Here is a 22666-nt window from a genome sequence, read left to right on the forward strand (position 1 = left end):
GGCAATCACCTCTTCACCTTTACTATGACGTCCGATAACAAGTGAGTGCCCGTAACCGGGTCTATCAAGAACGGTGATTGAAGAACGTTGAACTTTAGGTCCTTGTACTTACCAAACGTCAACTTCACCTCGAACCCGTAGTTCGGCGGAACGTAGATCGCCTCTGGGACTATGCCTTCGGTCAGCTTCGCCGGCCCCCTGACGCACTCCTCGCCGGCGCACACCTCGACCACCTCGCCGTCGTTGATGCCCAACCTCTGCCCCCTAGCCTTGTTTATCCATATCTTCTTGGAATCGTCAACTATCCACGACAACAGCGGGTTAGGTTGTAGCCACGTGTAGCTCATGTTTTTCTCCTTCCCAGTCAAAAGTACGAACTCGTCAGAGGCTAAGGCCTTCCTCATCCAGATCGGGGGTACCCAGGTGGGCAGCGGGTGCCACTCGGGCTTAAGCTCACCCTTCCTCGACTTTATTATTTTCAATAGTTTGAGCGGCAAGATCTCCACCTTTCCGCTGGCCGTGTTAAGCCAGCCGTTCTCCAAGATTTTTGCGTTCATTTCCAATCCCCACGAGTCGTCCGTCAAGTACACTATTCCTTTGTTCTTCACGTCGTCGAACTTTACCCCTTGCTTCTCGCACTGCTTGCGTATTACGCTCTCGAAGTCGCCCTTCTCGAGCGCTTCCTTTACGTCACAGCCCGGACAGAGCACGTTTTCCAACTTGCTTAGGTATTTCTCGAGGAGGCCAAGCTCTCTGAAGGCGTCGGCCCATATGGTTAGCATGTCCTTGCACTCGGCCTCGACTGCGGGGAAGGCCGCCATGAACCCCTTAGCCAAGCTGAATGGGATGCCGCTGAGGACGTTGTACCTTTCTAAGTAACCGCACTCCGGTATGAACAAGTCGCTGTAGAGCACGCTGTCGTCTTTCATTAATCCTATGTCTATTATTTTCTCGACGTTGGGGTGTTTGGCTACCTTCTGGAACGCTTGACCCATGAAGGTCCTCGCGGGGTTGCCGCCCAAGATGATGATTACGACTCCTTTGTTCTCTTCGACGAATCTGAGGAGGCCGTGGTACCCCCTGCCCCAAGGTATGAGCGGGCCTTTGGTTACGGTGCCGTCGCTGAGGGCTATCGGCGTCTCGCTCTCGTACTCGTAAAGCTTAGACGGCTTTTCCTTCACCGGAGGGCCGGCCACCGGCGGTGCGGCCCTCTGCAACACCTTCCCTATTCCGCCCATACTGAGGACCACGCCTCCGGGCCTCAGGAAGTTGCCAGTAACGATCGAGAGGACGGCCGCGGCCCGGTACAGCTGGAAGTGGTTGAAGTACTTGTTAGCGCTCCACCCCGTCTCTACGGCGGCGGGCCTGGTCATGGCGAACTCGGCCGCAAGTTTTTCTACCACCTCCTTGGGGACGCCGCTGACCCTCTCAGCCCACTCCGGAGTGTAATCCTTGAGGTGTTCCTTGAGCGCGTTAAAGACCGTAGTGACGGGCTTGCCCTCGTACTCACCTTCGTAGGTTAGGGAGGGCAGCTTGGCTTCTCTGGAGAACTTGAAGGAGTCGGAGGCCTCGTCGAATACTAGGAAGTCAACGACCTCGAACTCCTTCATCGGGTTCTTAACAACTATGTTCTTCGTTTCCACCAGTTCCAAGGTGTCCTTGTATATTAGCATGGGCGCGTTGGTATATTTCTTCAAGTACGTTTCATCGTAGAGGCCTTCGTTGATTATCACGTTAAGCATGGCTAGGAAGACGGCTAAGTCAGTGCCGGGCTTCACCGGAACCCACTCGTCGGCCTTGGCCGCCCACTCGCTCAGCCTCGGGTCCATAACTACCAGCTTGTAGCTGCCCAACTTGGCGCCGGCCTTGGCCGTCTGGCCCACTGCTACCGAGCCGCCCAAGTTCCTTCCGAAGGAGAGGAAGTACTTGGTCCTCTCGTAGTCTGGGACCAAGAACGCGTGGTGGCCCGGGGCCCCGGAGAAGCCCCACGAGAGCAGCTTCGAGCCTATGCAAGTCGAGAGCGGGATGTTGATAACGTTGTCAGTGCCTATCGTCGGGGCTATGGCCATACTTATAGGGTCGTTGTACGCGGCGGCAGCAGCTTGGCCTACTACCAACACGACCTTCCAAGGGGCACCCTCTTCGAGCTTCTCCTTTATTATGCTGGCCATCTCGGCAATTGCGGTCTTGTAGTCTACTTCTTCGAAGTCCCACGACCCCCTCTCGGATCCCCGCCTCTTGAGGGGCGTCCTCAACCGGTCCGGGTTTTCGAGCTGTAGAGGCCCGGAGTTCCCCCTAGGGCACACGTGGCCTTTGTTGTGGTAGGTCGCGTAGGGGTTGCCGTAAACCCTCACGGCCTTTCCGTTTCGGACCTCTACCAGTATACTGCACGACGCCGTACACATGCGGCATATGTTCGGTACTAGCTTGACTCCGGAGGCCCTCTCCTTTTCTAGGCCTTCTAACGGCACGTTGAACGGCTTTACCGAGAGTTTTGATAAGATCTTCATAATCTATCACCCATAAATTAGGACTTTTAACAATAACAAGGCTATCCATATCAAAAACGCCGCGAGGGTAACCATGACTTCGGGGCGCTCGACGAACGCGGCCTCTTGGGAGAAGGCGTAGGAGTACGGCGGCAAGCTCAGCCTCAGCCTCTGAGGCCACTCCGCAGAGAGCGCCTTGTTCGCGAACAAGCCTATGAAGGCCAGCGCGGCCCCCGCGACGGGGTTCGCGAGAGAGACGACGGCGGCCAGCGCTAGGAGCGCGTAGTACGGCGCTACGTACTTGAGCGGCACTTCCAACCTCTCGAAGGACTTAACGAAGTAGAGTTCCCAGAAGTCGAGGAGTAGTAAGGAAATTACGGATACCAATATAATGTCCCCCCTCGTTAACCATATACCCATCGCTAGGAATGTTGCCGCTGCGAACTCGGCGGCCTTGGCGGAGCCTTGCCACCCGGGCACCTTACTAGTCCCGAACGCCATACCGAAGTTCGTTTCCAACAAGATAGCCGAGGCTATGGCTAGGAGCGCGGCCTCCGGCGAGGGGGCGAGGAGGAGCCAGAGTATCGACAACGCTAATAGCACGTAGAATGCGACGTTCCACGCGATCCTAGAAGTCTTGTTGAAGCTCGTTAGGATGTTAATTGCCCTCTCGGGGGCGCCTAGGTCGGCGACCACCAGCGCCCACGCGGGTACCAAACTGGCCAAGGCTAGGAACGCCAACGGTTGGGGCTCAGCCCTTATCACTCCCAGCCCCGCGAGCCCCGCGGCTATCGCCGCTCCCGCGGCTAGCGTTGCGAAGAACGAATACGCGGGGACTAGGAACTTCCAAGCAATTTTCGACCTCTCTACCATTCCTTCTTCGTTTGCTAACAGTTCGCGCCAGTACTTTACGAACGCTAAGGCGCCCGCGCATGCCAGTATCAAAAAGCTCACGGCGACAATGACCAATCCCTAAACCCGCGGGAGTTCCCGACCGGTCGGTAATTAATTTTCTCTTGGGTTAGCTCGTCAGCGCGCCCTCAACCACTCTTCGTATATTCCCCTCTCCAACGCCCACTCCTTCAACGGGCCTAACACTATTGCCTTGCCCTTTATGTGCTCCGGGGCGGGGCTTCCCGTCAAGAACAAGCCTATCTTTATTGATAGCATCATAGATTTCAAGAACTTTTTCAATTCTTCTTTCCCCTCATAAGCCGCCTTGAGGGCGGGCAAGGCTACTCCGACCAAGTCGGCCCCGAGGGCTAACGACTTTACGGCGTGTAGGCCGTCCCTTATGCCTCCCGAAGCTATTACTAAGGCGTCCGGCGCGGCGGCTCTGGCCTCCATTATCGACGCGGCCGTCGGGATCCCCCAAGAGGACATCCAGTCAGCCACAGTCGCTAGCACTTCGTCGCCCTTCTCCCTCGCTCGGTACATCTCCACCCTCACCCAGCTCGTCCCCCCGGAGCCGGAGACGTCGAAGGCCTTTATTCCGAGCTCCCTAAGAGCCTTCACGCTTTCGTAGTCCAAGCCCGCTCCCGTCTCCTTTATTATTATTGGCTTCTCCACCTTGTCTACTAGTTCAGAGAGCTTGTTCAGCAACCCTTTGTAATCTACGTCGCCTTCCGGTTGGAATGACTCCTGGGCGGCGTTCAAGTGAATAGCTATGGCGTCGGCGTCTATCATATCTATAGCTTTCTTTATCTCTTCTAAGCCGTAGCCCTTGAGCAGCTGCGGCGCGCCCAAGTTGGCTATTAACAGCGCGTTGGGGGCCCTTTCTCGGGCTATCCTGAAGGTCCACTCCAGCTCCGGCCTCTCGACCGCTGCCCTCTGGCTCCCCACCCCCATGCCCAACCCCAGCTCTTCTACGACCTCAGCGATGACGGCGTTGATCTTAGCTGCGTGTTCGTTGCCCCCGGTCATGCCGGTTACTATGAGAGGCGCGCTCAACTTCTTCCCGAAGACTTCTATTTCAGTGACCACCTCCTCTAGGTTAAGCTCCGGCACGGCTCTGTGAGGGACTTTGACGAAGTCCAACCACGTGTCGCCGGCCTCGACGTCCTCGAGGAGGGTTATCCGTAAGTGGTCAAGCTTCCTGTTCGACGTTTCCAACTTCGCACCAGCCCGCCTTTTACACAAAAACGCTCTATTTTACTGGTTCTCGCAGTCCCGGGGCTCAAGCCTTGGAGAGGAGGACTAAGGAGACCGTGGTCAAAGTGGAGAAGTGCGAGCGCGCGAGCGCAGACGTGGAGATACCCTTCTTCCGCCACATGCTCGAGACGTTCTTGAAGCATTCCGGCCTGGCCGCTTGCATAAGCGCTCGCGACCTCCAAGGCTTTGATGACCACCACTTGGTGGAGGACGTGGCCATAGTTCTGGGAAGGTTCTTGAAAGAAGAGTTCGCTAAGAAGGTGGAAGAGGGAACTCTCAAGAGGTTCACGTGGTCTTTGGTCCCCATGGACGAGGCGCTGGCGCGCTGCGCGCTCGACGTCTCAGGGAGAGGAGGCTTCTACGGCAGTATGGAGTTCGAGCGGGAGGAGATAGGCGGCCTCGCGCTGGAGAACGTGGAGCACTTCTTCGAGACCCTCGCTCGGGAGGCAAGGATCACGTTGCACTTAGACCTCCTTAAGGGCAAGAACGACCATCACAAAGTAGAAGCGTTGTTCAAGGCGTTCGCCAAGTGTGTGTCCGAAGCGCTGGGGTACGGCGGAGAGCTCAGCACCAAGGGGGTGATAGAGATCAATGGTCAGTAAATTGAACGTTTTAAACTTTTGACTCCATTCTATCTATACAATAGTATATCATGCCCTTCAGCCGTAATAATCGATATATATCCTAATATTGTGAATCGAGCCCGAAGCAACTAGCAAATCGAGGATGCCGGTAACTGGCATAGTTAATGTACGGATTAGCTTTCCCAGAACTCTAGCTACCATCTTTGAGCCTCCTTCTAAGCGCGACTAGGAAGACACTAGCCAACGCAACGACGGGGGTCTCGGGCTTTGTCGTACTAGACAGTATCGTAGTTGTCTCTACTAAGGTGGTTGGAACCAGCGTTACAGACGTTGTAACCACAGCGGTGTTAGTAAGAGTTACGTTCGCCGGAGGGAAGAACCCGTATATGGGTTCCCTCTCAGCGTACTTCCTCACCCTGACCCAGTCCCAGAAGTCCGATACGTTGACCTTCTTCCTCTGTTCTACTTTAAACTTCCCACCGAAGTTGGGGCACTGCAGCGAAGTGCTGGCCAATAAGTTCCCGTTCTGATCGAAGACGTTTATTGAGAAGGTTCCGTTGAACGAGACCTTAAAGGTCAGCCACCGGTGATCGGGGAACGCGTCGAGCAGTTTGACGTCTTCCACTTGACCGTTGCATATCAACCTAGAGCTCAAGGAGGTCCCGTCCATTTCGTGTAACGAAAGCTCGTTCCCGCTCCGGTCTTCAATTACTAACGCGTTCCACTGGTCGTCCCCGCCCATGTTCATTACCTTGGCCTCAACCAGGAACTCGCTTACCGATATCTCCTTGCTTACCATGTTCGACCAGTGGTCGCTCCCCCACACCTCTAACTGGCCGTCGTAGATCTTGTAATTGATTGGTAAGTAAGTACCGCTGCCCAGAATCCACTTGGTAGAGTTCAGCTGGGTTTCAGAGAAGTCGTCGTAGAAGTCAAACACTTGGTCCCCGCTTACAGCCCCGTTCGCGACTCTCTCAATTATTAGGTATATTCCGCTCTTGGCCGGTATCGACGGGACCCTTATCCAGACATAGCCATCGCCTTTCAATGGATCTGCTGTACACTCATCATTAGCAGTTTCGTAGCAGAAGGGGACGCTGATCCCGTTGTAGATCACCTTTAGCGGTTTGCCTTGGAGCTCAATTGGCAATTGAGCCCTTAGCTGGTACTCTGCGAGGTCGTAGTCGTTGGGGTTGAAGACGGCCAGGAGGGAGTGTGGCGAAACCATGACAACGGAAGCAATTGGTTCCTCATCAGCGTACTTCCTCACCCTGACCCAGTCCCAATAGTCCTTATTGCTATAGCATTTCCATTGCCTTATGTAAGCTTCAGTGAAGTCATTGCAAGTGAACACCTTACTCGCTTTCACTAAGAGGTTCCAGCTATTGTCGAATACCTCTCCCCAGTAGGAAGTGCCTTTCTTGACTATCCTCAGTATTAACCATTGGTTCAATGGGAACCTATCCATTAGTTCCTCATAGTCATTGTCGTAATTACCTCTACAGTACACTTGCACGTACATGTCGTCACTGCCCCAGATGTTGAGTATTCCGTACCTATTCCAATCGCCGTTCGCGTCGGTTAGGTATAACGCGTGCCACTGATCGTCTTGAGCATTGAGGATCCTCGCTTCAACTACTGCGTTCTCCAAGCCTATTGGATCCTTGCTCCTAAGGATCCTCCAGTGTCCGTCCGACCAAGTAGCCAACTGACCGTTTTCGATTGAGTAGTAAATTCCGCCGTAATTAGCATCGCCTAAGACCCATTTATTAGTATCCAATTGACCCTCGTTGAAGTCGTCGTAGAAGTCGAACACTTGGTCTCCATTAACTGCTCCGTTAGTTCCGACTGCTAACTTTAGTCCAGTCTTCCCGTTGGCCGGTATGAATGGGACCTTTATCCAAATGTAACCGTCGCCCTTTGTCGAGTCAGTAGTGCACTCGTAATTGGTAGTTTCGTAGCAGAATGGAACTGGGGAGTTGTTGTAGGTTATGGCTATCTCTCTACCCTTCAACTCGTCCGGTAGCTCAACCCTTACTTGGTACTCCGTGAGGTTGTAGTCGTTCGGATTGTAAATGGTCACGTGGTAGATCCAGTTCGAAGCAGTAGCAATGGCTACTAACAGAGTAAGGATTACCGCGACTCTCCTCACGGTTCACTACCGTTTTACGTGACTCGTTACAGACTCTATTTATAGTTAACATTGTTACGAATTGTCACCATCGTTAAGTATCGTTCTGAATCGTTTGCCTAGTTACTAATTATAACAAACATGCCAATAACTTTTAAGATCCAGAGAGTCAGTGGTTCGCACGGATTGCCTGCGTTTGGCGCAGAAAATGCGAACTTTCGACCAGCTCGTTACCAATCGAGTCGGTCGCATTTGACTAAGGAGTTACCTGGATCTGACCTATAAGTTACCAAGAAATGGGCAACTTATAATAGATATTAATTCGCAACTCGATATGGACGATACGGACGTTTTGGAGGAGCTTAAGTGGCCCTTTCAAGCTTTCTTGGTGTTGCTCTTAGACAGCTCTGATGCACATCACTTAAGCATCAATAACTTAATCAAATTAAGGAGAAAGAACGCCCTTCCTGACTAATTCTTGGAAGTACTCGCTATCCTTCAAGTCGTCCTTATAGAGTTCCTAGACCTCTCTAACGTATTTGAAGACGATCTCCTTTACTTCCCCCTCACCCCAGTCCCAAATGTCAAGTAACGTCTTCGCTAATGCCTCGGCGAAGAGCAATACTCTCTTGCGTCTCTTCTTGACTGCCGCTTGGACCATTTCGCCCCTCTGATAATTTTTGGAAGCGTGGGCAGAATAACTGAGCGAAGCTTCGGAGAGAAATTTCTGGGGGTTAACTTCACAATAATGTTTGAATAAGAACATAGCTATTCATCGAGAACCAACTCGAAGGGTGTTAGGAAAGCGAATGCCCGTTTAAAAAGCTAGGTTACTCCTTCTTCTTCCTCAACTTAGGCACCAAGAACGCAGCTGCCAGAGCGACGGCCGAAATCTCCGATGTGTTCGGCGTAGTAGTGGTTGATACTGGCTGAGGGGTATACCTCACTACTCGGTACATCTCAATCTTGCCGTTTGAATACCCAACTGCTAGCCTGTCCTTCCACCAAGCGACGTTCCAAATTCCCTCCATCCTCTTGAAGTAGACCAAGTTTCCGTTTATGTCGAATATCTTGAGCATGTTATTTCCATTATCAGCCACCGCTATGTACTTACAGCCCGGAGAGAAGGCCGGGGTATGCTCGTTCCCACCAACGCCCAATCTACTTCTATTCCACAGCAACCTAGGATTGGCTGGATCCGAAATGTCGTAAACGTAAAGCTCCTTGGCGATTACTGCTAAGTAGTTTCTGCAAGCGTTAACGCTTCCAGATGGGTAATCATAGCCTATTTCATTGACTATTTCTCCAGTGTTCAAGTCCAGTATTTGGAGCTTTTTGCCACCTTCGTTAGCCGCGTAAACGTAGCCCTTATGGACTACTACGTCTTCAACATAATCACCAACTCCGGTGTCCCAGTACTTGTATCCGCTGAAGTCGTACTTGGCGCAATAGTAATCGCAAGCTACGAAGGCGTTACCGAAGAGGGCAATTGCTAAATCGTGACTGTCTCCAACCTCTATCTTCTTCCAGAAGGTTCCGTCCTCCTTGAAGAGGTAGACGTAGTCATCGGTATTAACGAAGCCGAACACTCTGTTGGAGTAGCCGGCCCCAGCCATAATGCCTCCTCCGCACTCCTTCCCCAACAAGTTCCCGTTGGGATCAACGATGTAGGCGCAATTGTCCCAAGAGGCTATTCCCAAGTTGCCGTTCGGTGAGAAGACCATGTCCTCAATGGCGTTGTTAGGCTCACTGAAGGTCCACAGGAGCTTCAGGTCAAGCGCGTGAAGTACGGCCAATAGCAGCAGAGCTGCTGCCAGCGCCCTCACTTTTCTTTCTTCCTCAAGTCGGGGCTACTGATGGACTTTCTCTAATAAGTTTTTGCTATAACAGCCGAATGTTTAACGGACAGTATAGTTTTTAAATACCCTCAATACAGTCTAAAATGTCCTAAATTTAGCTTTAGCGCTAGGTACGAGGGGCCTGTAAACCAATAGAAGCGTTCCACATCGGCTCAAGCCCTATCTTCTTTAAGTTCTCGCTGTTGGTTACACAGTACTTCATGGGGGTTTCGTCATTAGAGTATGGCCGGAATGTGTTATCTGTCCCCCAGATCTTGAACTGTGGTACTACGCTGCTTATTTCTTTCCAAGTTATAGTTCCGTTGTCCGCACACGCTCCTAGTTGGTTGAGTGCGTCAACGAACGCGGTTGGCGCTATTCCGTTCATATCACACTTGAAGTAATCAGGGTTATAGAGCACTCCCGTATCTAACAGCACTATGCCTACGTCTTGCGGAGCTACGACGGCGTTCTAGGGAGTAGGGTCGGTGATGGCAGTTAGTTTATAGCGTTAATTAGGTTTAGCTTTAGATCCAAGGACATTTTTGCTCGATTAGAACTGCTCGAAAGCTACTAACTTTGTGAATATTAATACAATACAACATGGATTGCGAAGATCAGTACAGTTAGGTGATAGAAACTGGAAAGCTTGGGCTTTTCTGTTTGGGTGTACAGTCTTTAGTACCGATATATTTTATGGAATTTTTCTATCTGGAATCATTACTGATATCGCAAAAGCCAAGGTTTAGAAAATCGAAAACCGAGATTAGGTCGTTACTGCACAATGGCTTATATATTAGCTAGAGAATGCACCGGGCTGAGGGAAGTGAGGATGAGGTCGTGGCTAGTGTTGTCAGCGATGATTGCCCTCGCAACTGCTCGGGTTTACATAGTGTTCCCAGTGACAACAACCACCGTTAGTTATACGATGTTGCAACCTAATAATACTATGATAGCGTTCGAGGGTGACTGCTTCCCTTATGGTTTCACGGCAACTCTGATCTACAGATCCAACATAAGTGCGACTACTACCACGGTGGACGCGGGTACCGTTTACACGGCTGGTACATTACTACAACCAGAGATTCAGAACGTTGTAACGTTAACCCAATTACCGAATGCCATAGAGAATGGGATAGTTAAGGTCTTCTGTGTTAATGCGCGGCAAAGAGTATATGCTATCTCCAGTACAGTCCAAACCATAAGCGTGTCAGGCGTTGTTACCAATACCATCAGTTACGTAACGACCAAAACGTATATGATACCTACTGTTGCATCAGAGGTGTACCCTCCCGGAATAACAGCCTATAAAACCACCTATGCCACAACTTCAGCTCACTTCATCACTACCACTAAGGTTACCTTTACAACCAGCGGTGCTATTGAAACTACAATAACTCTCAGTAATCTCATAACAGAAAATCCCCTAAGAGGGTTAGAGATGCCCGCCAATCCGATTTCTGCAGTGATAACTACCCCATCCACAGTACTAACCGCTGTACATGATGTCCTTGAAATGTTGATACCAGTGACAGTGAGCGCAATAGCTGAAGGGAGTAAACCCATGACTACAAATGCCGCCGACACAGCGACCACCACAGTTACAGGTAGCATTCCCGCGCCAATACTGCTAGCCTTTGCTTCAGCAATACTAACTAAGAGATTTAAAAAATCTTCAAAAAAGGTTGTCGTTACTGCCAAGTAGGCAAATGCCGCCAACTAATCGTTTTTAATTTCTTTCCTTTCGTAAGGAAGTTCTGCATGAAAGAGGTGTGATGGCATACGGAACATCTGAAATATTAGATAGGCAATACAATAATATACGATATAACGATTGTGATCGCTGTAATTTAGAGAATCGCGATACTCTGGTTATTACCCCAACTTAGTACTTTAGAGCACATTATAATTTGCGGTCTAGACATACAAACGCAGAAGACCGATATGAAGTTTAACATGATATCAAACTAATTCCCAACGCCGAAATTTATATGTAGAGATACGATACTAGATAATGTTCGCTCGAGGAAGGAGAGATGAGAGTATTGGCAACAACTCTGCTGCTAGCTCACCTACACCGACACCGTCACTAGGTGGATCGTTTATACAACGACGTACACCACCACTAAGACTTTGGGACCCAAAACCGTGACCGAAGTTTACACGACCACCTACACTACCACTAAGGTACTCGAGAGGCATCCTATAACAGAGACCGTCACAGAGGTCATAACTAAGCCCATAACTTCCGTAGTGACGTCGGTAGAGACAGTCACTGAGACTATCACTAGAACGCTCCTAACGGCCACCACGCTCTCGACGACCATACTCCTCACTACGACTAACTTGACCCTTACGAGCGTTACGACCACCACCGTGGTGTCTCAAGTTACTAACGTGTACATACCGACGGTAGCGCTGCTCGGCGCCCTCATAGCGGCCAAGCTCGGGATTAGGAGGGAGGGGAGGGTTTGGGAGTTTTTAAAACAGTAGGTTTCGCGTAGTCGAAACTTATGCATAGTGAGGCTACGTCACCACCTAAATCCCTCGCTTGGCCTTAACGTTCCTCTATAAGCCCGCCCGAGTTCCCACTTGGCCCTTCCTCCATACAGCTTATATAAAGATGAGCGTTGAGTAACGCTAAGGCGATCTTGATCTATGTATGAAGGCTTACGAGGTTATTTTAGGTGGTTTTTTCAGGGCTAGGGTCAGCTAAGCCTTAACTTCTGCTTCGGCCTTCTCGACCCTAATGCTGTCAGTGGGACAGTTCTCCACGCAAGCCATACATCCTATACAAGCCTCTTCCCTAACGACTTCGCTCACCAACCTGAAGTATTCGCCGTCCTTAACCATCTTTATTTCAAAAACGTCCGTCGGACATATCTGGGCGCAGACGCTACACCCTATACAAGTCTCCTTTTTGACGCTCACCTTGAACGCGGTCACTCTTGAATACCCCTTCTCGACACATTACGGGGCTTATAGTTATTGGCGGTTAGGGGGATGAGGTGGCCGATTTGTGCGCTCGACTGATGACGAATGTGGGACCTCGCCGACCCGTGCCTTACTTTTAATATATTGGCTTGGAGCGCGTGGCTAGGGAGAGCCGGGATGAGCTTGGACGCCCAAGCGCAAAAGCTGTTAGCTCAATACCAGCAACAGCAAGAGGTCTACCAGAGCTTGGTCCAGCAGAGGGTACTGCTGGAGGCCGAGCTCAAAGAGCTTAAGAAGGTCTTAGAAGAGCTCGAGAAGCTCCCAGAGGACGCCGAGCTTTATAAGAACGTGGGCCACGTCCTATACAAAACCAAGAAGGACGATTTGGTTAAGGAAATAAAGGACAAGATAGACCTCATAGAGGTGAAGCTGGCCGGCCTGAAGAAGCAAGAGGAGCTCGTCAAGAGCGAGTTAGAAAAGCTCCGCCAGCAGTTGCAGAAGGTGTTGAGCGGTGGAGGGCTGGCAGGAGGAGGTTGAGAAAGTAGTAGAAGCCCTCCTCAAGGCTTCTGAGCGCGTCGAGGAAGAGGTCAAGAAGAGGTTGGGCGAGAGGGCCCAAGACCTCGACCTAGAGATAGTTGTCGAGGTGGACGAGGAAAAGAGGGTAGACGCCAGCTTGGAGGTCAAGGGCCTGAGGTCGAAGTACTCTTACGAGGAGGTGGTGGAGGAGGCCCTCGATGCGGGAATGCAAGAGCTTGAGAGGAGATTTACTAGCGAAGGGCAAAGAGATCTTAGAGAGGCTTAAATCTGAGAAGGCGGCAGTCGTAGTCCATAGACACGCCGACCCGGACGCGGTCGCCTCTGCGGCTTTCTTCTGGCGCGCGGGCGCGGTGCCCTACGCCCCCGGGGGCCTCTCTTCCTTGGGCAGGAGGGTCGCCGAGTCAGTTGGCATGGAGTTCCGCGAAGGGCCTATAGAGGAGGAGTGGATGATAATAGTGGACACCGCTTCGAGCTCCCAGCTGCCTGGAGTCGACTTGACGAAGGAGTACTGTAGGGTAGACCACCACGCCCAGGGAGACTTGAAGCCGTGCTTGGTCGATCCGGAGGCCAGCTCAACTTCTGAGATAGTCAGCCTCCTCGCCCGGGAGCTGGGCGTGGAACTGGACGAGAGGATGGCGAGGGCACTGATGCTGGGCATATATGTAGATAGCAAGGGCTTTAAGCTCTCGAGGCCTCAGACGTTCAGCGCAATGGAATACTTGAGCGAGTTCGCGAAGCTCAGCGACGCGCTAAAGATGCTTCCGTCCGAAAAAGAGGAGGACTTGGGTACTAGGATAGCCAAGCTGAAAGCTTGTGAGAGGCTCACTTACAGGAAGGTGAAGGACTATATAATCGCGGTAACTAGGGTAGGAGCTAACGAAGGCGCGGTCTTGAGGACCTTGATCCAGTGCATAGGCGCAGACGCGGCCTTCGTCGTGCGCGAGGGAAAGGAGGAGCTCCGCGTGTACGCTCGAGCCTCCCCCAGGCTAACGAAGTTAGGCATTAACTTGGCTGAGTTCTTGTCGGCGCTGGCGGAGGAGTTCGGAGGGAGAGGCGGAGGTCATCCCGGAGCGGCGGGGGCGGTCTTGCCCACCTCGGTCAGCTACGAAACGCTCGTAAACAAGATATTTGGTCGTTTGAGCAGGAGGATAGCGGAGGCCCTCCGATGATGTTAGAATCCGGGCCCGATCAATGACGACGTCGCTCTTCGCTGAGGACCCTTAAGGTTACATATAGGGAGGCCACGAAGTACTGTAACGCTAAGGGCAAGGAAGCGGGGTTCCACAACGCTATTAGCGGTGTTAGCAAGAGCACGACCTCGCTTCCTATACCCTTTCCTACGCTCCTCTTCCTCCCCTTGGGCGTTACCTTCCAGACCTCCTTGAGGCCCAACAACGCCTTTATTTGTGCCGTCAGAATGGCTATAGACATCGAGAGCCCAGCCGCGCTCGTCCGGGCGGCGTCGGCGAGGCTAACGCGGATCCGCCACCCCTTGGCGGCCTTGAAACTGTAGAACGCTTCCGTGGAAACGGCCAAGTAGTACAAGATCAAGGCTAGCGGCGAGAGTCCGGCGGGAGAGGTTATGAGGGCTAACAGCGGTAGCCACGTGGACGCGTGGTGGGTTAAGTAGAAGAACGTCTCCGGGTGCTTAGTCAGCGCCCTGACGTGCCTCTTAATGGCTTGAACGGCGCCGTACGCCCACCTGGACTGCTGTCTCTTCAGCGAGGCGTAGTCCTTCGGGGCCTCCACTAAGACGAACGAAGGTACGACGTCTGCCTTGACGCCCGCTTCTAGCGCTTTCAAAGCTAAATCTACGTCCTCCGTTAGGACGCCCTCGCTCCAGCCGCCGAGCTTCTCTAAGAGCTCCTTTTCGATTAAGACCCCCGAGCCCGGGGGGATGACCGGGAACCCCAGCTTCGACCTCCCGTATATGAGGGCCACGGAGGCCAACGTGGTCACGTTGGCGAGGGCCTCGCCCCACCGGGTCCCCGTTGAGTAGCCCTTCCAGAGGCTGGCGGCGTAGGGCGACTTGACGAGGGAGAAGCCCTCTTCGGGGAACGAGTCGGCGTCGAAGACCATTATGTATGCAGTTCTGGTGAGCCTTAAGGCCTCGTTAAGGGCCCGCGCCTTGCCCTTCTCGGCGCCCGTAACCACTTCGACCTCGGGCGGCAGCGCCTTCCTCACTTCCTCGTAGCTCTCCGGATCCGTGATCACGATCACTTGTTCGGGCCTCAGCCTTTCAATGATCTTCTCTACCGAGTTGCGCAGCATTTGGGGGTCCTCCTTGTACGCGGGCACGTGCACGGCCAGCGAGGGGAACTCGAACACCTTCTCCTTCGGAGGCGCTGAGGCGGCTCTGTAGTAGAGGGCCCCGAGGAGGTGGTAGGCGCTCGCGACGGTCAGCAACAGGTCGGCTATCAAGGGCTCCATCCTTCCCAGAAGACCTTATTTTTGATTATACCCTTTCGGCGGCGGGGCTTGAGGGCCGTGAGGACGGTCTTATTCCTAACGCTTTTACCCCTGGCGCTCGCCTCTCCGCTGACGACGCTTACGAACTTGACTAACGCCTTAAACGAGCTCGCCGCCCGCCCGTTGCCCCCTCTGAGCGTGGCCGCCATAAGTCACTCGAACGTGAGTTACGTTAAGGGAGCGCTGGAAGTTACGGAAGAGGGCTTGAAGGAGTGCTTGGACGCGTTCGCCAACCTCTCGAAGAGGCTGGACTCAGAGCTTCGCTCGACTTTGGTTTCCCCCTTTGACGCCTTTGAAACTTTAGGTAAACTGACCACTTACTACGACTGCGCGACCGCTTGGACGAAGGAACTCGAGAAGGTAATAGCTTCCATGCCGGTGAAGTGTAACTGTACGGGTAACGAAACGCGCTTGGTGGAGGAGCTCGCGAACGCCAAGAGCGTCTCGGAAGTCTTACGCGTCCTTAAGTCTTTCAACGACACGGACGTAGAGCGCGCGATGAGCTGTTACGCGTGCGAGGCCCTAGCTAAAGCTAGGCTCGAGTTAATTGATCAGTTAAAGAAGCTTAAGGGCGAGTTAGTGCAAATGAACGAAACCCTCGCGATGTTTCGAAACCTCTTGGTTGAGTACATCGAAAGTTTAAAGTAAACTCTCTAGTAATACGCGCGAGATGTTGCTGGTGTACGGCCACCCCGCCACGCAGCTGCTGAGGCTCTGGGAGAAGTTCGACGTGAAAGCAATAATGTTAAATGCTTTCCAGCTGAGTAAGTCGAAGAAGTTAATGAACATGCTGGAGTCTGGAAAGACCTTAAGGGAGGTAATGGGCATACCGGACGAGGTAGAGATATGGCTCGACTCCGGAGGCTACCAAGCCCTCCGAAGGGGGATAGTCCTAGACCCGGACAACGTTGTCAAGTGGTACAATACAATCAAGCCCGATTACTGCGTCGCCCTCGACTCCCCCGTCGCCCCCAACGATAAAAACGCCCGCAAGAAGGTTGAGCGCAACGTGAGCGTGGCCAAGTACATGGCCGAACGGGTGGAGTGTTCGTTGCTGCCGGTCTACCACCCCGTGTCCCCCGAGCTGTTGGAGAGGTACGTGGAGGGCTACTCCGAGGTGGGCGAGAGGGTCGCAGTCGGGGGCCTAATTCCCAGAATACTCACGGTCAAGAACGCGTCCCGCAAGGAAGGGTGGGAGTTCTTAAAGCTCATGAGGTCTGTGGAGGGCCGGTGGCTCCACGCCCTGGGCTTGGGCTCAGCGCTCTTGATACCCAAACTCAGCGCCTTGGGCTACCAGAGCGCGGACACACAGACTTGGAGGCACAAGGCGGCTTACGGCAAGATAATGTTGCCCGGTAGGGGCGAGAGGCACATAACGGACAGGGAGGTCAACTTCGGGAGGAAGAAGATAGAGGACCACGAGCTCGTCGAAGCCCTTAGCATAGCCCGCGCGCTCGGCTTTACTTGGGAGGAGCTTAGAAACGACTTTAAGAAGAGGGCTATTTTCAACGCTTACGTCCTCCACTTGGTGAGCGCGAGTGCGGGCGGTGTTCAGCACTAACCCCGGACTGGAGGACGTGGCGGCGGCGGAGCTGAAGTCTTGGGGGCTGGAGGTCCTCGGCACCTCCAAGGGCCGCGTCGAGGCCCGCTTTAGAAAGTTGGAAGAGCTCGTTTGGAGGTTGGAACGCTCTAAGAGCATACACAAAGCCTACGTACTCGTATTCGAGGGGAAGCTGGAGGAACTGGAACTTGACGGCATAGAATTGTTCGTCACCCCGTGGACGCCCTTCGCTGTAAGGGCGGAGAGGGTAGGCGAGGGCCCCAGCTCCCCGGAGCTGGCGGCCGAAGTGGGCGACCGCGTCATAAAGAGAGTAGAAAAAGTGTACGGGATGAGGCCCGAGGTCAACTTAGACTACCCCAGCGTGGTCGTCCGCGCTGAGTGGTACTTCGACCGGGTCAGGGTGGGCGTGGAGGTCTCGGGAGAGGAGAGCTTACACAGGAGGTATTACAGAGTGGAGGAACACATGGCCTCCCTCAAGCCCACCATAGCTTACGCTATGTTGTTCTTGGGGGGTGCTAGGGGCGCGGAGAGGCTGGTGGACCCCATGTGCGGTTCCGGAACAGTCGCGATCGAGGGCGCGCTGGACTTCGCGGTTCCGGAGATAATGTGCTTCGACGTGAAACCGAAATACGTTAAGAAGGCTATTATAAATTCTGAGGTGGCCAGGGTGAGGGAGCTCATAGCGTTCGGCGTCCATGACGCTAGAAAGCTTCACGAGGTCTTGGATTGGGCCGACTTGATAGTCACTAACCCTCCCTACGGCGTTAGGATGGGGAGTCCGAAAAAGGTGCTCAAGCTGTATGAAGAATTCTTCCAATCGGTAGCGAGGGTACTTCACGGAAAGCTGGTCATGATTACGCCCCTAAGGGAGACGCGGGAGTTGGCGGAGAGGAGCGGACTCGAAGTGGCGGAAGAAAGGGAAGTCTACCACGGCGACTTGTGGGTGAAGCTGTTCGTGTTCAAGGCTTGAGGGGTCCTCGCCCGCAGGGAAGCTCCTCACCCTTCGGCTAGGCGTTGGGTCGTCATACCCCTTGACCCTAGGTGAGCACCTCCCTTAACTTCCAGCACCTCCCGTCGAACTTGCAGAGGAGCAAGCTGTCCTCCCACACCTTCGTTTCCCTTGCGAGCTTTTCCAAGTTTTCCTTCTTCTTTAAGACGTTCGTCTCCAGTCGGCCGCTACAGCCGTTGTAGCTGAACGCGCCGCTTTCCAGCGCCTTTTGGGCGAGTTTCTTGCCTAACTTTCCGGGAGCGAGGACCTTCAAGTAGTAGAGGGCCCCCTTGGGGGAGTAGCCGGCCGTTAGCCACCTCCAGAGCCTATCGGCCACGGTCACGCCCTCGTAGTTAGGGGACCTAACTACGTAGACCCTCCTGAAGTTGGGTGCCAACTCGAATATCACGTCGTCGATGTACCTCATGCTTTCCCGCGCGAACCTGCCGTTCGTCTTTATGTAGACCGACACCTTAACTTTGCCCTTAGCTTTCGAGAACTGTATCATGCCGTTTGCGCCCTCGGGACCATCCAAGAACTCGCCGACGGAGATCGCGGCGCCCCCTAGGGCGCAAGTTTTAACCTCCCGATAGTAGACCCGCTCGCCGAGGAGAGAGGGGAGCCGAGAGTCTACGATCCCCTTCTTGAGAACGAAGCGGGCGAGGTAATGCGCCCGCTCGGTCCGCCTCATCGCACCTCAACTCTCCGCGTAAGCCGGCGCTCCGCTTCCTTATTTCTTTTCCGTATCTTTTTTTAACCCCCTGCTGCGGGCGGAAAGAGCGCTACCTCAACCTCATCTCCTTTTAGGGAATCTAGGTACTTCCACTCCCTCCCGTTCACTAAGACCTTTAGTTCGAGACCGAACCGCTTGTACTGCTCGTCCTCTTCCTTCAGCTTCGGGTACCTCTTGAAGAGCTCCTCGAGCAGCTCCTCGGGAGAGGAACAGTCGCACTCGAACTCGTCCTCCTTCTTTCCTATTTCATCTCGGAGGAACGCGAAAAACTGGACCTTCACCTTCAAGGGCCTCGACCCCCGAAGGGGCGGAAGCCAGAGTTATTACGTTAACGCCTTAGTCAACAGCACGAGGGCCTCGCGGGGGTCCAACGTCTTGGATATTGCACCTTCGAAGGAAGCGAAGGCTAGGGCAGCGGGCTCCACGTCCCCCTCTCGAAGCTCCCCGAGCTTGAACACTTTGCCGTCCTTCTCCTCAACGCTCAAGTAGGCCTCAACCAAATCCCTCGTCCTCGGGGCCTCAATGTCCTTTAACGCTTCGTAGTTCATCTTAAGGGAGGCCTCGCGTCCGTAGGGGAGCTTCCTGCTAAGTGCCCTCACGGGCACAAAGAGTCCCTTAACCCTCCCTACGTGTACTAGGAAGGTATCGTATGAATAAGTCATTCTCGCGAGGAGCTTGAAGGCCTTGTCACCAAAGTAATGGAAGACCCCCCACATGATCTTTACAGTCTCTATTTGGGGACGCGTTTCTGGACACTCTCGCATTAAGTTATACTTGTTCCTGAGGAGTTTCTTCAATTGGCCGTAATTGAGGTTGGAGTGGAAGTACGCGAGGGCGCTCGCCACTACGGTTGCACTCCTCCCACAGCCTCCCTTGTCGCACACGCACACTCTGGAACCTTCCTCTGCTAGGTCTATAGCTGCCGTTATTGCGCCTACTAGGTTGCCGAAATGCTCTATCGGGAAGCTCTCTACTGGGAGACAAATCGTACTCTCCTTACAAAACTCTTTATCGAGAACTATCCTAACATCGCAACTCTCGTCCCTTAGAATCCTGGCACAGCTCCCGTACCTCAACAAGTTTCGCGTTCCCGAACTCGATTCTCTGCAATAAAGTTAATAAACCCGTCAGGGTAGCGGAAGAGCTCTTCACCAAGAATCCGTCCGGGATTCGCTCTTCATCCGGGTCCCCACGAAGGGCGCGTTCCTCACCCCTCGGCTGGGTGGCTCCCGTTCATCCCCAGAAGCACTGCACAGAAAACTTTATTACCCCTACCCCGCGCTAGGGGAACACGGAGGGCCGCCCCGGGACGGGGAGAACCGGGGACGGCCCGGGAGAAAGCTCAAAAACCCCGGGCTCCCGGGGGAAGACCCGGGAGCTACGGGGCAAGCACGGGAGAAGTGGGGTCCGGGCAGAGGCCCGGACCGACAGGGGCCCACTCGGAGCCGGGCGACCCGCCCGCCAAAACCCGGGTCCCCGGCCTCCCGCCCCCGCCGGCCCTTGCGGCCGCGACTCCGGTTGATCCTGCCGGACCCGACCGCTATCGGGGTAAGGCTAAGCCATGGGAGTCGAACGCCCGCCGCCGCGGGCGTGGCGGACGGCTGAGTAACACGTGGCTAACCTACCCTCGGGAGGGGGATAACACCGGGAAACTGGTGCTAATCCCCCATAGGGGCGGAGGCCTGGAAGGGTTCCGCCCCGAAAGGGGCTCGGGGGGGAACGCCCCGAGTCCGCCCGAGGATGGGGCCGCGCCCCATCAGGTAGTTGGCGGGGTAATGGCCCGCCAAGCCGAAGACGGGTAGGGGCCGTGGGAGCGGGAGCCCCCAGATGGGCACTGAGACAAGGGCCCAGGCCCTACGGGGCGCACCAGGCGCGAAAACTCCGCAATGCGGGCAACCGTGACGGGGTTACCCCGAGTGCCCCCTCTCCGGGGGCTTTTCCCCGCTGTAAACAGGCGGGGGTAATAAGCGGGGGGCAAGTCTGGTGTCAGCCGCCGCGGTAATACCAGCCCCGCGAGTGGTCGGGACGATTATTGGGCCTAAAGCGCCCGTAGCCGGCCTGGTGGCCCCCCTCCTAAAGCCCCGGGCTCAACCCGGGGACTGGAGGGGGTAGCGCCAGGCTAGGGGGCGGGAGAGGCCGAGGGTACTCCCGGGGTAGGGGCGAAATCCGATAATCCCGGGAGGACCGCCAGTGGCGAAGGCGCTCGGCTGGAACGCGCCCGACGGTGAGGGGCGAAAGCCGGGGGAGCAAACCGGATTAGATACCCGGGTAGTCCCGGCTGTAAACGATGCGGGCTAGGTGTTGGGCGGGCTTCGAGCCCGCCCAGTGCCGCAGGGAAGCCGTTAAGCCCGCCGCCTGGGGAGTACGGCCGCAAGGCTGAAACTTAAAGGAATTGGCGGGGGAGCACCACAAGGGGTGGAGCCTGCGGCTTAATTGGAGTCAACGCCGGGAACCTTACCGGGGGCGACAGCAGGATGAAGGTCAGGCTGAAGACCTTACCTGACGCGCTGAGAGGAGGTGCATGGCCGTCGCCAGCTCGTGCCGTGAGGTGTCCGGTTAAGTCCGGCAACGAGCGAGACCCCCGTCCCCAGTTGCTACCCGGGGCTCCGGCCCCGGGGCACACTGGGGAGACTGCCGCCGTATAAGGCGGAGGAAGGAGGGGGCTATGGCAGGTCAGCATGCCCCGAAACCCCCGGGCTGCACGCGGGCTACAATGGCGGGGACAGCGGGTTGCGACCCCGAAAGGGGGAGCCAATCCCTGAAACCCCGCCGAGGTTGGGATCGAGGGCTGCAACTCGCCCTCGTGAACGCGGAATCCCTAGTAACCGCGCGTTAGCATCGCGCGGTGAACACGTCCCTGCTCCTTGCACACACCGCCCGTCGCTCCACCCGAGGGGGGAGAAGTCGTAACAAGGTAGCCGTAGGGGAACCTGCGGCTGGATCACCTCCCAACAGCAAGTGCGGTCCTCCGGGGCGAGGCCGGGGACCCGGGTTGGCGAGAGGCCGGTTCGTCCGGCTCCGAGTGGGCCCCTCTTCACGTTTCCTGATCCTTGGTTCATTCTGGTCTCCTACCTAATCGAGCTTCTACATGCGCTTCCTCGCCTTAGCTCCGCTCGCTTAGGATCCGCGCCTTTTGCGCCACACAAATTTCGTTGTAAGCTGTCTCGCCCTGCGAAGGCTTGTCTTCTTGAGAAGTGGCCTAAAGAGTACGGGAATCAATAACATCATTTACGCTGACTCTTACGCTATACTAAAGACCTCAATAAAGACCTCAAACGAGCTATTGAAAGTCGACGCTTCATGATATCCCTAATGCGCGGCGGAGGACCTCTTCCCTCTCCCCGGATCCAAGCCTCTTCGCAGCGTCTACTAGCTTCCTAACCCTGTGGACGTCCACAGGGTTCTCGGTCACCCCTCCTTCCTTGAAGTACGTCCCAACGATTACGCCGTCCGCCGAGGCGAAGCGGACCACGTTCTCCGGAGTTATTCCAGAAGCCACAAGCACGGGCTTGGGCGTACAAGTCTTAACGACCTCTAACTGTCGGGGATCGGCCTCGCTCCCCGTCGCCGCCCCCGAGACGGCTAGGGCGTCTGCCCTACACCGCCCTCCGAGGTCGCGCGCCTCGTCGCACAAGTCTCTCCCGCTGATTGGGGCTGCGTGCTTCACGCGGACGTCAGCTACCACTCCCACCTTCGCGCCCCAGCGCCTCATGACCTCTAGCCCTTCCCTCGCCACGGGCGTGAGGAGCCCTTCAGGGGCGTCAGAGGTCCAACACCACTGGTTGGAACGCACGAACTTAGCCCCGGACGCGAGGGCCACTGCTATCGCTTCCGGCGCAGAGTTCCGGAGTAGGCTGACTCCCGCGCTTAGCTCCAGCGAGCGGACGACCTCTGTAACCACTCGGGTCGCGGCAGCTACGGTGACGTAATCCACCCTTATGGGGAACGGGTAGTCCATAAAGTTTTCTATTATTATAGCGTCTACCCCTCCCTTTTCGAGGGCCTTCGCGTCCTTCACGGCCCTTTCTATTACAGCGTCGAAGTCGCCGCCCCACCCGTATGAGCCGGGGAGCGGAAGCAAGTGGACGACCCCTATTACGAGCACGGCCCCTCCCGCGGGGCCCTAGCGTTAGGCGCCCATACGTCCTCGCTCGATGATCCGAGATGCTGACCTCTCGACCTTAACTCATAAATGACAAGTCCGCAACTTACCTTCTAGAAAACTTTATTACCCCTACCCCGCGCTAGGGG

Annotated in this window: 21 protein-coding genes and 1 rRNA gene; 10 read left to right on the top strand and 12 right to left on the bottom strand. The window is 54.8% G+C overall.

Features of this window, described 5'->3' with window-relative positions; translation table 11 throughout:
• Nucleotides 1-5 precede the first annotated feature (5 nt).
• From IGNI_RS04135 to fni, 3 genes are read right to left on the bottom strand one after another with little or no spacing between them, the layout of a single operon-like run.
• Entirely contained in the window at nt 6-2510 is a 2505-nt protein-coding gene (locus tag IGNI_RS04135) for a molybdopterin-containing oxidoreductase family protein (protein WP_012122948.1), read from the bottom strand.
• A 6-nt stretch (nt 2511-2516) separates the two neighbouring features.
• On the bottom strand, nt 2517-3458 hold the full coding sequence (nrfD, locus tag IGNI_RS04140) for an NrfD/PsrC family molybdoenzyme membrane anchor subunit (RefSeq protein WP_012122949.1): 942 nt from the start codon (nt 3456-3458) through the stop codon (nt 2517-2519).
• Between the two features lie 60 nt (nt 3459-3518).
• Nucleotides 3519-4601: a type 2 isopentenyl-diphosphate Delta-isomerase gene (gene fni / locus IGNI_RS04145; RefSeq protein ID WP_012122950.1), complete on the bottom strand. Its 1083-nt coding sequence runs from the start codon at nt 4599-4601 to the stop codon at nt 3519-3521.
• Between the two features lie 71 nt (nt 4602-4672).
• Between fni and IGNI_RS04150 the strand changes: the two genes are divergently transcribed.
• On the top strand, nt 4673-5242 hold the full coding sequence (locus IGNI_RS04150) for an imidazoleglycerol-phosphate dehydratase (RefSeq protein ID WP_012122951.1): 570 nt from the start codon (nt 4673-4675) through the stop codon (nt 5240-5242).
• Nucleotides 5243-5414: 172 nt separating this feature from the next.
• Here the strand turns inward: IGNI_RS04150 and IGNI_RS04155 are convergent, their stop codons facing one another.
• From IGNI_RS04155 to IGNI_RS04160, 3 genes are all read right to left on the bottom strand, one after another.
• Complete coding sequence (locus tag IGNI_RS04155) at nt 5415-7376, bottom strand: DUF2341 domain-containing protein (protein WP_012122952.1); 1962 nt, start codon at nt 7374-7376, stop codon at nt 5415-5417.
• 499 nt (nt 7377-7875) lie between these two features.
• A complete protein-coding gene (locus tag IGNI_RS07770; RefSeq protein WP_187145933.1) occupies nt 7876-8016 on the bottom strand; it encodes a hypothetical protein in 141 nt (46 codons plus the stop codon).
• 169 nt (nt 8017-8185) lie between these two features.
• Entirely contained in the window at nt 8186-9181 is a 996-nt protein-coding gene (locus IGNI_RS04160; RefSeq protein ID WP_012122954.1) for an LVIVD repeat-containing protein, read from the bottom strand.
• Nucleotides 9182-10025: 844 nt separating this feature from the next.
• Between IGNI_RS04160 and IGNI_RS04170 the strand changes: the two genes are divergently transcribed.
• Nucleotides 10026-10898: a hypothetical protein gene (locus tag IGNI_RS04170; protein ID WP_187145934.1), complete on the top strand. Its 873-nt coding sequence runs from the start codon at nt 10026-10028 to the stop codon at nt 10896-10898.
• Between the two features lie 443 nt (nt 10899-11341).
• Nucleotides 11342-11686: a hypothetical protein gene (locus tag IGNI_RS04175; RefSeq protein WP_012122957.1), complete on the top strand. Its 345-nt coding sequence runs from the start codon at nt 11342-11344 to the stop codon at nt 11684-11686.
• 219 nt (nt 11687-11905) lie between these two features.
• On the opposite strand, the gene IGNI_RS04180 is transcribed toward IGNI_RS04175, so the two are convergent.
• Nucleotides 11906-12139, bottom strand: a complete 234-nt coding sequence (locus tag IGNI_RS04180; protein WP_012122958.1) for a 4Fe-4S dicluster domain-containing protein — start codon at nt 12137-12139, stop codon at nt 11906-11908.
• Nucleotides 12140-12304: 165 nt separating this feature from the next.
• Here IGNI_RS04180 and IGNI_RS04185 point away from each other — a divergent pair, with 165 nt between their 5' ends.
• Genes IGNI_RS04185 through IGNI_RS04195 form a run of 3 tightly spaced genes read left to right on the top strand, consistent with a single transcriptional unit; the run spans nt 12305 to nt 13833 of the window.
• On the top strand, nt 12305-12664 hold the full coding sequence (locus IGNI_RS04185; RefSeq protein ID WP_012122959.1) for a prefoldin subunit beta: 360 nt from the start codon (nt 12305-12307) through the stop codon (nt 12662-12664).
• Entirely contained in the window at nt 12639-12929 is a 291-nt protein-coding gene (locus IGNI_RS04190) for a hypothetical protein (RefSeq protein WP_052570127.1), read from the top strand. The genes IGNI_RS04185 and IGNI_RS04190 overlap by 26 nt, the downstream gene beginning before the upstream one ends.
• Nucleotides 12862-13833, top strand: coding sequence for a DHH family phosphoesterase (locus IGNI_RS04195; protein WP_012122960.1), 972 nt, complete (start codon nt 12862-12864; stop codon nt 13831-13833). The genes IGNI_RS04190 and IGNI_RS04195 overlap by 68 nt, the downstream gene beginning before the upstream one ends.
• Nucleotides 13834-13852: 19 nt before the next feature.
• Here the strand turns inward: IGNI_RS04195 and IGNI_RS04200 are convergent, their stop codons facing one another.
• Nucleotides 13853-15085 (bottom strand): glycosyltransferase family 2 protein, encoded by a 1233-nt coding sequence (locus IGNI_RS04200; protein WP_187145935.1) that lies wholly within the window; start codon nt 15083-15085, stop codon nt 13853-13855.
• Between the two features lie 66 nt (nt 15086-15151).
• Here IGNI_RS04200 and IGNI_RS04205 point away from each other — a divergent pair, with 66 nt between their 5' ends.
• From IGNI_RS04205 to IGNI_RS04215, 3 genes are read left to right on the top strand one after another with little or no spacing between them, the layout of a single operon-like run.
• A complete protein-coding gene (locus IGNI_RS04205) occupies nt 15152-15781 on the top strand; it encodes a hypothetical protein (RefSeq protein WP_012122962.1) in 630 nt (209 codons plus the stop codon).
• A gap of 31 nt (nt 15782-15812) precedes the next feature.
• The gene (locus tag IGNI_RS04210; RefSeq protein ID WP_187145936.1) at nt 15813-16694 is read left to right on the top strand and encodes a tRNA guanosine transglycosylase family protein; all 882 of its coding nucleotides are present in this window, start codon (nt 15813-15815) and stop codon (nt 16692-16694) included.
• Nucleotides 16672-17664, top strand: coding sequence for a THUMP domain-containing protein (locus IGNI_RS04215; RefSeq protein ID WP_052570130.1), 993 nt, complete (start codon nt 16672-16674; stop codon nt 17662-17664). The genes IGNI_RS04210 and IGNI_RS04215 overlap by 23 nt, the downstream gene beginning before the upstream one ends.
• A 67-nt stretch (nt 17665-17731) precedes the next feature.
• Here IGNI_RS04215 and IGNI_RS04220 read toward each other — a convergent pair whose 3' ends face one another.
• From IGNI_RS04220 to IGNI_RS04230, 3 genes are all read right to left on the bottom strand, one after another.
• Nucleotides 17732-18190 (bottom strand): hypothetical protein, encoded by a 459-nt coding sequence (locus tag IGNI_RS04220; RefSeq protein WP_187145937.1) that lies wholly within the window; start codon nt 18188-18190, stop codon nt 17732-17734.
• A gap of 245 nt (nt 18191-18435) precedes the next feature.
• Complete coding sequence (locus tag IGNI_RS04225) at nt 18436-18696, bottom strand: MoaD family protein (protein ID WP_238374121.1); 261 nt, start codon at nt 18694-18696, stop codon at nt 18436-18438.
• Between the two features lie 42 nt (nt 18697-18738).
• The gene (locus IGNI_RS04230; protein ID WP_012122967.1) at nt 18739-19494 is read right to left on the bottom strand and encodes an FAD-dependent oxidoreductase; all 756 of its coding nucleotides are present in this window, start codon (nt 19492-19494) and stop codon (nt 18739-18741) included.
• Nucleotides 19495-19926: 432 nt separating this feature from the next.
• On the opposite strand from IGNI_RS04230, the gene IGNI_RS04235 reads away from it, so the two are divergent.
• A 16S ribosomal RNA gene (locus IGNI_RS04235) occupies nt 19927-21365 on the top strand.
• Between the two features lie 348 nt (nt 21366-21713).
• Here IGNI_RS04235 and IGNI_RS04240 read toward each other — a convergent pair.
• On the bottom strand, nt 21714-22520 hold the full coding sequence (locus IGNI_RS04240) for a BtpA family protein (RefSeq protein WP_012122968.1): 807 nt from the start codon (nt 22518-22520) through the stop codon (nt 21714-21716).
• Between the last annotated feature and the right edge of the window lie 146 nt (nt 22521-22666).

It is taken from the genome of Ignicoccus hospitalis KIN4/I, assembly GCF_000017945.1.
Taxonomy (GTDB): Archaea; Thermoproteota; Thermoprotei_A; order Sulfolobales; family Ignicoccaceae; genus Ignicoccus; species Ignicoccus hospitalis.

Bases quoted from the DNA above. Each gene is read 5' to 3' on its own strand.
- IGNI_RS04135 (WP_012122948.1), bottom strand. From the start codon at position 2,510: ATGAAGATCTTATCAAAACTCTCGGTAAAGCCGTTCAACGTGCCGTTA.
- IGNI_RS07770 (WP_187145933.1), bottom strand. From the start codon at position 8,016: ATGGTCCAAGCGGCAGTCAAGAAGAGACGCAAGAGAGTATTGCTCTTC.
- IGNI_RS04170 (WP_187145934.1), top strand. From the start codon at position 10,026: ATGAGGTCGTGGCTAGTGTTGTCAGCGATGATTGCCCTCGCAACTGCT.
- IGNI_RS04185 (WP_012122959.1), top strand. From the start codon at position 12,305: ATGAGCTTGGACGCCCAAGCGCAAAAGCTGTTAGCTCAATACCAGCAA.
- IGNI_RS04195 (WP_012122960.1), top strand. From the start codon at position 12,862: ATGCGGGAATGCAAGAGCTTGAGAGGAGATTTACTAGCGAAGGGCAAA.
- IGNI_RS04220 (WP_187145937.1), bottom strand. From the start codon at position 18,190: ATGATACAGTTCTCGAAAGCTAAGGGCAAAGTTAAGGTGTCGGTCTAC.